Here is an 11,385-nt window from a genome sequence, read left to right on the forward strand (position 1 = left end):
GGCGCCCAACTGACACCTGGCGCCCACTGCCAAGCAAATTATGGAGCCACTGCTTCTACGACAATGATGTCAGAATACATATCTGCTGAAAAACCATTTGGATCGGCTTGCAATGTCACGCCTACCGCGTGAGGATTGTTGTTCCAGTTTGCGATTACCGCAGGCACGACTAACTGCGTATTTAAGAGCGCCGTATTCTGTATCGTAACGCCATACGGGATCATTTCTCCGAAATCTTGACCCACCAGAAAACCGGCATTGGTTGACGTGACAGTGACCTCCGGCTCTCCAGGCACATTGCAGTCCACTTCGATGAGAGAGTTGAGCCTCTGGGCATTTTGAGTAGGTGCCAAGTTATACGAAAGGCCACCAGTAACAACGATATCGCATTCGCATTCAATCTCGAGCAAGAGCTCGATATCAATCTCATCCTTACAACAGTCCTCCTCTTCATGTACTACACCGGCGTATGTGGCTGCCGCAGCCAAGAGTGCGGCGGAAGCGCCGAGGGCAAGTAGACCTTTCATCAGTTCATTTCTCCTTTACAGACAAACCTCTTGGAGGTGTTGAGCCAACATGGCTTGCGATCGACGCATAACAGAACGGCTAGAGGGTTCCACGCGCCGGGGAGAAATATGACAACAAGCGAGATTTGCCGACTTCCGATTTCCAGCAGCTTTTTCTTCTTCCCCAGCGAGGTATTTCTTCAACCTCGACCGGATAAAAATCGATCAGATTGAGTGTATCGGGCAATTTAAATTTTTGTGTGTAAGCGGAAAAAAAACGGCGGTTACTGCATTATTCATCTTGAGTCTTTTAAAAAAGGATAACTTCTATGTCTGATAGGTTGTCACGCCGGATGGCAATACAGTTGTACTCGGTATTCTTCCGTCAACAATTACAGAGGCTAACTTCGACTCACTAATTATTCGCGCCACATTATGCGTCGTTGACTCTGAATGACTTTACAAATAGACCGGTAGGACCGTATGACCAGAAGATGTAGTACGCGACCGGGGACAAAACGAACGGGGCAAGATCGATGACATCGATGGCTATATTGATGCAATTGATGAATTGGGAGCACTGTTCGAGAAGTCGGAAAAATCGACTCATGAGATCCGGTCTTTTCGCCAATTACCACTTTCTGGAGACAGATTGATTTTTGCGCGTCCCGTGTACGGCGATATGCACTTGCGCCACCGCAGCCGAAGAAGGCGAGCGAGACGACAATCAGCCGCCGGCAGCGTCGGATTGCAGCGCAGTGGCTGTATGGCCAGTCTTCCGGAACTCTTCACCGCTATCCAGTTCCGCCTACCTGCTCCCCGGGCCCTTGTCATCGCCAGTCAATACAGAGGTTACCCCGGGGAGCAGCTGACCGCCCCGGGGACGCATCTCTGGCGTATTCACCGAGCGGGCGCGGAGATGCAGAATGGAAGCCGACTGAACATTTCTGAGTACACCGACAGTACTGACTTCAGCGAACCGCCCCTCTTCGAGAGGCCGTGTTAACTTCCAACGATAGGTCTGTGAATAACCTGACTTAACAAACTACCAGGGTTCGTCTATGCCAAAAGTCACTTGTGTGGCCGTTAAATGGATGAATTGAATCGGGGATATGTAACTCTTTGGTCACCACAGTGAGCTGGTGCACTTGATACCAGGAATGGCCGGGATCTCCATGAGAGTGCGATGTTTTACATATTGATGCACAGCAATGCTCAAAAGGCGTGCAGCCTAAAATTATCCCAAAGAAATTACCTCCATATCATCTCACAGCACTTCCGGCCCTTACCCGCCCAAGAAAACATTAAACCTTCGTACACATTAAGAGCATTAATCTAAGCACCACTATTAGAGTCGATTAATAAAAGTATTTTTATTAGTGGTGGGTTCGCACAGTTCTCGAAATTATTCATTGATAAAATTGCGGGATTGATCACCAAAACCAAGGAAATAGATGCATAAACGGCAACTTATCAATGTAAGATATACCGCACTTTAAGCGAGGAATAGATCCATTAAATTTTGGCCATGTATAGACCGAAAGCAAAAAACAGAAGTGAGCGTCAACCTCTATCTCCACGCTTTATGGCCCCCAAAGCACTCTTTCCATGCGAACCAATTAAGTACGGTGCGCAATTAGATTACATAAAATTACAACCATTAAATGCATTACGATTTAAGAAATTTTAATTATTGAAAATATATCCAATAACGAGTAAATGCGAGCTACAGAATCGCAAACACAACAACACTGACCAGAAGAGTTTTTAGACCAACTAGCGACAGACGATTAAAAAGGATTTAGCAATGTCTACACCTATCGAAAGCTTCAGACAGTCACTGGAAAGTGTGACCGGAAAGCTCCCGGTTCTCTTCTTGAGTGCGCTGCTCGCGGCCTGTGGTGGAGGGGGCGGTGGTAGTGACAGTGGCGATGGCAGTTCGAGCAGCAGTTCTGGGGGCAGTAGTTCCAGCAGCAGCTCCAGTAGTTCCGGAGGCAGCAGTTCCAGCGGCGGCTCCAGTAGCTCCGGAAGCAGTAGTTCCAGTGGCGGCTCCAGCAGCTCCGGAAGCAGTAGCTCCGGTGGCAGCTCCAGCGGCGGCGAAGCACCCCCGTCCGCCGTCGCGACTGTTCTCAATGCCGAGGCCGGCTCCACTGTCGTCACGCTTACCTGGGAAGACACCGGGGCGCAAAGTTATGACCTCTTTTATTCCACGGCACCCAGCTGCGATATCGAGAACTACGCGAGCTGCCCGGGCGGAACCATGGTAGCGGGCGCCGAGTCACCGCACACAGTCACCGGGCTGAAAAATGACCAAAATTATTGGTTCCATGTCGAGTCAGTAGCCGAAGGTGGCACCGCGATCTCCAACGAGGCCGGGGCGCGACCACTCCAACTGAGGCCCAATGGTGATGTCTACGCCATTGCCCACGATGCCAGCGGCGACACCTACCTGAGCGGAAGCTTCTCTCAGTTGAGACTGCAGGCAGGCTCCGGCGTACCACTCAGCACGGCAACTGGCCGAATTTCTGGAGCCTTCCCCCCAGTGGATGGCAGTGTAAGAATCGCCGTCTCCGATGGCGCCGGCGGCCTGTATATTTACGGTGATTTCGACTCTGTAGGAGGAAAGATCCGCAACGACCTGGCGCATATCCGCGCCGACGGTACCGTGGGGGATTGGAGCCCAGAGGTCAAAATGGTGTTCGATACATCCTCACATGATGGACACATAAACACACTAGCAGTGTCTGGCGACACAGTGTACCTGGGCGGGTACTTTTCCGAAGTCAATGGACAGCCACGAAACTATCTGGCGGCCTTAGGACCTGACGGCAATCTACGCGAATGGAATCCAGATGCAAGCTCTACGGTCAATACTCTTGCCGTCGATGGTGACACAGTATATGTGGGCGGAGTTTTCTCACGTATAGGAGGCCATGACCGAGATTCCCTAGCTGCTATAGGCACCGACGGCATCCTGCGCGATTGGAGCCCTGCAGCTGATAAATATGTTGAAACTCTCGCAGTGTCTGACGGCACGGTGTATGCAGCAGGGTCGTTTAGCACCATCAACGGCCAGGCGCGAAACGGAATTGCGGCCATAGGTACTGACGGCACCCTGCGCGAATGGAGCCCGGACGTGGACGGCGAGATTAATACCCTAGTAGCTGATGGCAATACTGTTTTTGCAGGTGGATCGTTTACTAGTATCGACGGACAGGTGCGCAATAATATCGCAGCCGTTGGTACCGATGGCACCCTGCGCAGTTGGGACCCAGACGCCGATGAGGAAGTCTATGCCCTGATGGTAATAGATAATACTGTGTATATGGGCGGGGACTTCACCACTATCGGCGGGCAACCACGCGAGGGGCTGGCCGCTGTCGGAACCGACGGTACCCTGCGCGATTGGAGACCGGAGCTTGAAGGCTGGGTAGAGGCCCTCGCAATCACAAGAGGGGCTATATACGCAGGCGGGTGGTTTAACTCAATCAGCAGCGGCCACCTACGCAATAACCTGGCCGCTATTGGCAGCGATGGGGCCCTGCGCGAATGGAGCCCTGAAGTCGACGGCGAGGTTACCAACCTCTTAGTGTCTGGCGGCACAGTGTATATGGGGGGAGTCTTCACCACTGTGAATGGGGAGACGCGCAATTCCTTGGCCGCCATCGGCACCGACGGCACCCTGCTCAACTGGAACCCGGATGCCAACGGCCGTGTCTTCGCCCTCGTATTGGCCGGTGACACCCTGTACGCGGGCGGCTACTTCACCAGCATCGCCGGCCAGACGCGCAACTACTTGGCCGCGATAGGCACCGATGGCACCCTGAGCGACTGGAACCCGAATCCCGACAGATACGTAGCAACCCTCGCGGTGGCCGACGACATAGTATACGCGGGAGGGGCCTTCACCAGCATCGGAGGCCAAGCGCGCAATTATCTGGCCGCTATCGGCACCGATGGTGCCCTGAGTAGCTGGAACCCGGATGCCAATAACTTTGTCCAGAGCCTAGCAGTGGTCGGGAATAGTATCTACGTGGGCGGAAGATTCACCAGCTTCGGCGGGCAGTCACGTGAGCGTTTGGCGGCCATCGGTTTGGACGGCACCCTGCGGGAATGGAATCCAGCAGCGAACGGGGAAGTCACCTCCCTAATCGTCGTTGGCGACATCGTATATATAGGCGGTTCATTCCACAGCGTAAACGATCAGGATCGTTATCATCTGGCCGCCATCAACACCGATGGCAGCGTAAGCGACTGGAACCGGCCTGTAGCTGATTTTGGCTACCATATCCCAATCCGCGCTCTCACCGCGGCCAATGGTAAGCTGTACCTAGGCGGCCATTTTTATGCCGTAAACGGCAAGGATACACCTTACTTCACGACCCTACCGCTTTTGATTACAGCAGATAGTGCCGGCGCGACTTACCTATACAAGTAGCGAACAATATTCGTCAAAAGGCCGGCTCGCGAGAGCCGGCCTTTTTTGTATCCGCGGCTACTTCTTTTTACGATGTAAAATGTTTCGATAGAAAGAGACTTTTCCGGAGTTATTGTCAAATCTGGTATTCACGGACAAGAATCAAGCGGCGTCCCGGTTGACCTCTTTCACTTCAATCCCATCTCTGAATTTCACACCGGTGATCACTTTCGCCAGTTAGTCAGTAGCTTGTAGCGATATCGCCAACGGGCAGTTCCGAAGCAACGTCGTACAACGGGCCGAGCTTCTGGAAAGATGACGCATTGAACCAAGTTTTTTGGCCGGGGCAAAAAAAAGGCCGACTCTTTCGGAGTCGGCCTTTGCTTGGACAATTTCGCTTGCTCATCAAGCCACGGAAGCTACGAACGGATCACGCCAATTAACCTCCAACCTCTTCAGTTGCCAGCGCCGCCTGGTCACCCTCTCGCGGAGACTGATGTTGCAAATCGCCATCTTCCCCTTCCAGTTCGGCAGATCTGCGCGGCAGCTCATCCTCCTCCGGCGCCCCGGAAACCGTCAGAGGCAATAGTTGGTCACCGGTCAGTTGCATCTCCGGACTGTTCACCGCATCCACGCCGGTGCTATAGGGATTAACCGCACTGAAAATACCCGGATCCACCTGGGCAAAGTCCTCTACCGCGTTCTGTACCGCGGACTTCAGCCCCTGGGCAGCCTGGGCCCCGGCGACTGACTGCAGCTCGTCGCCCTTGGCCGTCAGCGTCGGAACTTGCCCGACAAAGTCTGGCTCAAAGTAACTGATCGATACGATATCGACGGAGTTGGACACATCCATACGCAACGGATTGATCGCACTACCAATCACGCTCCACTGTTGCAGCTCGGTACCCAGCGTTACCTTGCCGGCCGTCAGGTGGGTATCGCCATAGGTCTCCGCAGTGAGACTGCCGAACTTGGCGCTGTTCAGCGTAATTGTGCCGCCGCCCGCGTTGATTTCGTCGATGACCAGATCGCCCTGCGCGACAACGGAGATGTCGATATCGGCACCAGCAGTCTGGATATTGAGAACCTGTACATCGGAGGTGATATCTACATTACCGGCGACTGTCAGGTTCGCGCGATCGGCCTGCAAATCGCCGCCGATGGTTTCGGTAGAGCTGCTGGTAATCGCGATATCGCCGCTGCCGTCATAGCCCAGGCGCACGCCATCGGCGAACAGGATTCCGGCGCCGTTGCGATTGAAGCTCGCGCTGTTGTCGCCACCATTGACGAAATCAAAGCCGAGATCGGTTTCCAGGGTCAGGCTGCCGGTATTGTTGTCCAACCATTCGAAACCGGAGAACTGGAAGTTGCCAACCCGGCTCGCGCTATCGAATATCTGCCAGGTCTCACCGGCGACATTGAACTGAAACTCATCATCACCGCCGCCGCCGTAAACAAGTACGTCCTGGCTACTATCCACATCCACCTGTAGCAGGTCGTTGCCATCACCCAGCGACAGGCTATCCAGGGCGGTTCCGGCAAACAGCACCGTATCGTTACCGGCACCCGTATCAATCGCAGTAAACGTGCCACCGGCCAGCGTGAAGTGATCGGAGCCGCTGCCGGCAACTATCGACTCCACGCCACTAAATAGCAGTGACTCGTCGCCACTGCTGATCGTGCCCTGCGAAGCGCTCAAAGACCACTGCGCATCGATATCGGCACCGCGCAGCACATCGAAACCGCTACCGGCGGTGAAGCTGTTCAAACCGGCGAAGGTGACACCGGCAACCGTCAGGCTATCCAGGCTGTTGATGGCGTATTCGCTGTCGATATCCTGCCCCTGATAGGCGCCGGCGTTGTCGACCTGCTCCAGGTCCTCAAACACTACTGTCACGCTGTTCACGGTGGCCAGAGCACTGCCGTCCACCAAGGCGCCGCCGCTGCCGAGTGAGGTCCAGCTGGCGCCGTTGGCGGTGACGCTGTCACTGCCCGCCCCTGCAGCCACGGTTTCGAGACCACGGAAATTGATACCCGCGACACCGATATCGCCGCTCGCGGCCAGCTCAAAGTTGTCCGCGCCTGCGGTGCCCTGCAATCGATCGCTGCCGCCGCCAGCGCTGACCGCGCTGATACCAGAAAAGTCTATGCCGGCGGTGGTTAGAGCATTGTTGCCGCTGACGGCAAAGGTGTCGGCGCCGGCGGTGCCGACAATCCGGTTCACTCCACCCAGCGCCTCGACGCCGGCAACGCCATCAATGGTAATGCCGTAAGTCAGGATTTTTTTACTGCCCTGGAGCGCGAAACTTTCATCGCCTGCAGTACCCACCACGATAATGTTCGTGCCGCTCGCATTTTCGATATGGGTGAAGTCGATTCCGGCGGCCGCCACGGCACCGTTCTGCCCCGCCAGCGTGATATCACTGGCAACCGCAATACTGTCATCGCCATCACCCGCGTCGATAGCCCCCAGGCCGCTGGTAAACAGCAGATCTGCAACCGCTACGCTGCCATCGGCCGCGACGTCAAAGCTGTCAGCGCCGGAAGAGCCCGTCAGGCTGTCCGCGATGATCGTATCCATATTTCTAATCAGCAGGCCGCCGGCATCGAGCTGCTTGCTGTTGCCGGTCAGGGCCAGCTGGCCCATATAGCCGGTGGCATCGAGCTGGTCGGCCGCAATGCCGGCATCGACAAATGCCAGGCCGGTAAAGGTGACGCCCTCGACCTCAATGCCGCTATCGGACAGAGCATACTGTTCCGCGGTGTCGGGCCCGTACAGGCCGGCGCCGGATGCCGCGACCCGCTCGACACCGGTAAAGGTAATGCCGCGGTTTGTCAGTTCATCGTTGTTTGCGGTCAGCGTCCAGTCCGTGCCGTCACCGGTCACACTGTCGCTACCGCTGCCGGCGGCAATGCTAGTGATGCCGCTAAAGGCTATCTCGTTGGCCTTTACGGCGTTGGCCCCCGTAACCACGTAACGGTCGCCATTGCCGGATGCCGCCAGGGTGCCGTTGGCCACCGCCTCAATATGGCTGAAATTGAGCCCACGAATTTCCGCCTCGCCGTCGGTGCCGGTCAGGGTGGCTGCGGCGCTGCTAGCCAGGGTAATGGTGTCGCTGCCGCCGCCGGCATCGACTCCGGTGAGTGACTGGAAGATGAGGCCATGGATAACGACATCGCTGTCGTCCTGCAGGCCGTAATTCTCAGCGGCCGCCGTGCCGAACAAGCCAGCCCCATCGGCGACCAACGTCTGCACACCGGCGAAAGTAATCAGACTGTTTTCGACCTCGCCTGGTGTCGCCTCGAGGGACCAGTCGATACCAGTGGCGCCGGTCGCCGTGCCGCCAGTGCCGGAATATTCGAGCCGCTCCAGGCCGCTGACATCGATCGGGCCAAGGCTCAGGGACCTGCTTCCGGTTACGTCAAAACTGCGCCCGTCACCGGCCACCCGCAGCAGATCGGCCCCGTCGCCGGCATTGATTTCACTGACACCACTGAAGGCGATTTCACCAGCCCGCAGGCTGTCGAGCGCATCCACGGCAAATTCATCAACGCCGGCAGTACCGGCGAGTGTCGCGGTAGTCGCGCTGAAGATGTTGGCAAAGGTCAGGTCGAGACCCTGCGCGGTTAGTCGGTTATCGCTGCCGCTGAGAGCCAAGCCGGCGGCAAAGGCGCTGGCATCCAACACGTCGCTGCCGCCGACACCGTTGACCAGAGACAGATCAGAGAAGGTCACTGTATCAACCCTGACACCACCACTGGCCTCCAGAGTGAAGGTGTCAACTCCGGCGGTACCCAAAAGAATGCCGCGGTTCGTATTGACCGACTCGACACCGGTAAAAGCGATATTGTTGTTTTCCATGGTGCCGAGCTTCCAGGTGGAGCCGGACAGGCCGGTAACACTGTCGCCACTCCCGCCCAGCGCATCGACACTATCGACACCGGCGAAGTTGATCTGGTTTGCCTTCAGCTGCTTGTCGCCGCGGATCTCGAAACTGTCGTTTCCGCCAGTACCCTCCAGGCTGGCAGCGGTGACATCGCTGATCCCGGTAACGGTAATCTCGTGCGCGACGACCTGATTGTCCGCACCGGACAGTGCAACCGCGTCCGTCACCAGCAGGTCGCCGCCGGCGGCGGTAACGGTGTCCACACCACTGAAATGGATCAACCAAGCATCCAGCGTTTTGGCGCCGGTTACCGTAAAGGTATCGGCACCGGCACTGCCGGTCAAAGCGGCGGTAATGGCATACTCAATGTTGAAGAAATCAATATCGCCCGCACTTAGCTGATAATCGCTACCACTCAGCGTGACTCCAAGGCCGGAACCGCTGGTATCCAGCGTATCGTCCCCGCCGCCGCCATCGACGCTAGCGAGATTCTTGAAAGAGTGGCCGCCGTAGCTGACGGCACCGGTCCCTTGCAGCACAAAGGTGTCCGCATTCGCTGAGCCGTCCAGCCCGGCGTTTTGCGCGTGGAATTCCTCCACATTGGTAAAGACGATACCGTTGTTTTGCGGGTTGCCTAAAGCGTCGAGTGACCAGTTCTCGCCACTAAGCCCCGTTGCTTTATCACTGCCGGTACCGGCGGTCACACTTGTGATACCGGAGAAGTCGATACCGTTGGCGTTGATGGTGTCGGCGCCCGTGACCTCGAAGTCGTCCCCGTTGTTCGAGACCACCATGACGCCGTTGGTGGTACCGTCGATACCGGTGAAATCAATTTCGGCAGATCTCGCTTCTCGGGTATTGCCGTTCAGGATCACATTGCCGCTGGTGTCCAGAGTATCGTAACCGCCGCCGGCATGGACGTTGGACACATTGGAGAAGCTGATCTCGCGGCCGCCGGCCAGCGTGATATCGAACGCGTTATTAGCGGTGAGAGTGAAAGTCTCGGCGGCGCCGCTGCCATTAACGGCATGGGTGGAGGCGACATCGACGCTGTCGATGCCGAAATAATTAATGCCGTTGCTAAAGAATTCTCCAGCGTCCGACAGCAGATCCACCTCGGCGCCGGCAGCCAGGCTATCCGTGCCAGTGCCCGCTGTTACCCTCGTCAGATCGAAAAAGTCGATATCGGAACCAGCAGGAACAGAAACAGTCAGGCTGCCGGCGGCACCGCCGGCGGTGAAACTGGTGGCAGTGTCAGTCGCGGTCAGTGACTGGGCGTGGACCTTATCGATGCCGGAAAACAGCAGGCCACCGGCATCGATTTCGTTGGCATTGGCGGTCAGGGATACTCCGGTATCGCCGAGAATATTGGCGTTCAGTAAGCCAGTGCCTGCAGAGGACTCGACAAAATTCGCCCCCTCTATCGTCAGGTTGGCAGTGGCAATATTTATCGCAAACGGATTGACGTCCGACGCAACCAGACTGAAGTTGTCATAGTTCTCTGGGGCAATCAGTCCGGCATTCACCGCAACCAGCATTTCAACGTTGGTAAACGTTATACCAATGCACTGCGCATCACCGGAGGCGGTAATGGTCCAGTCTTCGGAGTCGTAGCCAATGACTGTATCATCTCCGCCAAGAGCGTTAACGAAAAGTGTAGTAAATTCCTCTTGATCATTTACTCTTATCCTACCACCGGAGAGTATCTCAATAGTATCGACGCCGTCTGAAAGATTCACAGTTTCGACGTTCTTAATGAATTCACCCTCGAAAGTTATTTTATTTATTTTACCTGAATTACTATCTGTATTTTTCGCAAAAAGAAAATCGTTTCCACCATTACTATAGACAACTTGCAATCCGGAAAATTGGATTTCGTTTGCATCCAGCTTATTGTTCCCGGTTACATCAAAGGTATCCGTTCCGGTTGTTCCGTATAGCACCTCGACGAAAACGTTCTCTATTGCGGAGAAAGTTAAATTATTATCGTTGTCTTCAACCTCGTAATTATTTCCGGTCAGATGCAGTGCCTTTCCCGAGGCATCGAGTTCGTCATCGCCATCGCCGGCGTCTACATTCTCCAGGCCACTAAAAACTATGCCATAACTGGTGACATCCCCATCACTATTCAGACTGAAACTGTCCGCAGATGATGTTCCGAGCAGTACATCGCTTCCCTCACCAGCATTCACATGAGTAAGCGACTGAAAGGTGAAGTCGCCGACCACGACATCGCCATCCGATTCCAGGGTATAGGTATCGCCGTTGTCACTGCCTACCAGGCCGGCGGATTGCGCAATCAGGAATTCAACTCCGGTAAATGTAATCCCATTGTTGACTACGCCTTCACTCCCGTCGAAAGACCAGTCCTCACCAGTAAGGCCGGTTACCTCATCGGTGGTGGCGGTACCGGCGGCGACGCTGGTGATACCGGCAAAAGCGATCTCGTTCGCCTTGATGCTGTCAGTCCCGGTAACCACAAAGCGATCCGCGTTATTTGACGCAACCAAGTTACCGTTGGTCGCCTCCTCAATGCCGGTGAAATCGATATTGTGGATTCTGGCTTCGCCATCCG

The 11,385-nt window shown here is 55.5% G+C and carries 3 protein-coding genes; 1 reads left to right on the forward strand and 2 read right to left on the reverse strand.

What is annotated here, in order from left to right; translation table 11 throughout:
* Window positions 1-38: 38 nt before the first annotated feature.
* Entirely contained in the window at window positions 39-527 is a 489-nt protein-coding gene (locus BUC36_RS13210) for a hypothetical protein (protein WP_073275903.1), read from the reverse strand.
* A gap of 1,786 nt (window positions 528-2,313) precedes the next feature.
* Between BUC36_RS13210 and BUC36_RS13230 the strand changes: the two genes are divergently transcribed.
* Window positions 2,314-4,944, forward strand: coding sequence for a hypothetical protein (locus BUC36_RS13230; protein ID WP_159436019.1), 2,631 nt, complete (start codon window positions 2,314-2,316; stop codon window positions 4,942-4,944).
* Window positions 4,945-5,362: 418 nt separating this feature from the next.
* On the opposite strand, the gene BUC36_RS13235 is transcribed toward BUC36_RS13230, so the two are convergent.
* Window positions 5,363-11,290, reverse strand: a complete 5,928-nt coding sequence (locus BUC36_RS13235; protein WP_143186993.1) for a beta strand repeat-containing protein — start codon at window positions 11,288-11,290, stop codon at window positions 5,363-5,365.
* Window positions 11,291-11,385 lie beyond the last annotated feature (95 nt).

Origin of the sequence: Microbulbifer donghaiensis (assembly GCF_900129095.1) — a bacterium.
In the GTDB taxonomy this organism is placed as follows: domain Bacteria; phylum Pseudomonadota; class Gammaproteobacteria; order Pseudomonadales; family Cellvibrionaceae; genus Microbulbifer; species Microbulbifer donghaiensis.

What these genes read in the sequence shown, in the direction of transcription:
- BUC36_RS13210 (WP_073275903.1), bottom strand. Translation starts at nt 527, where the DNA reads ATGAAAGGTCTACTTGCCCTCGGCGCTTCCGCCGCACTCTTGGCTGCG.
- BUC36_RS13230 (WP_159436019.1), top strand. Translation starts at nt 2,314, where the DNA reads ATGTCTACACCTATCGAAAGCTTCAGACAGTCACTGGAAAGTGTGACC.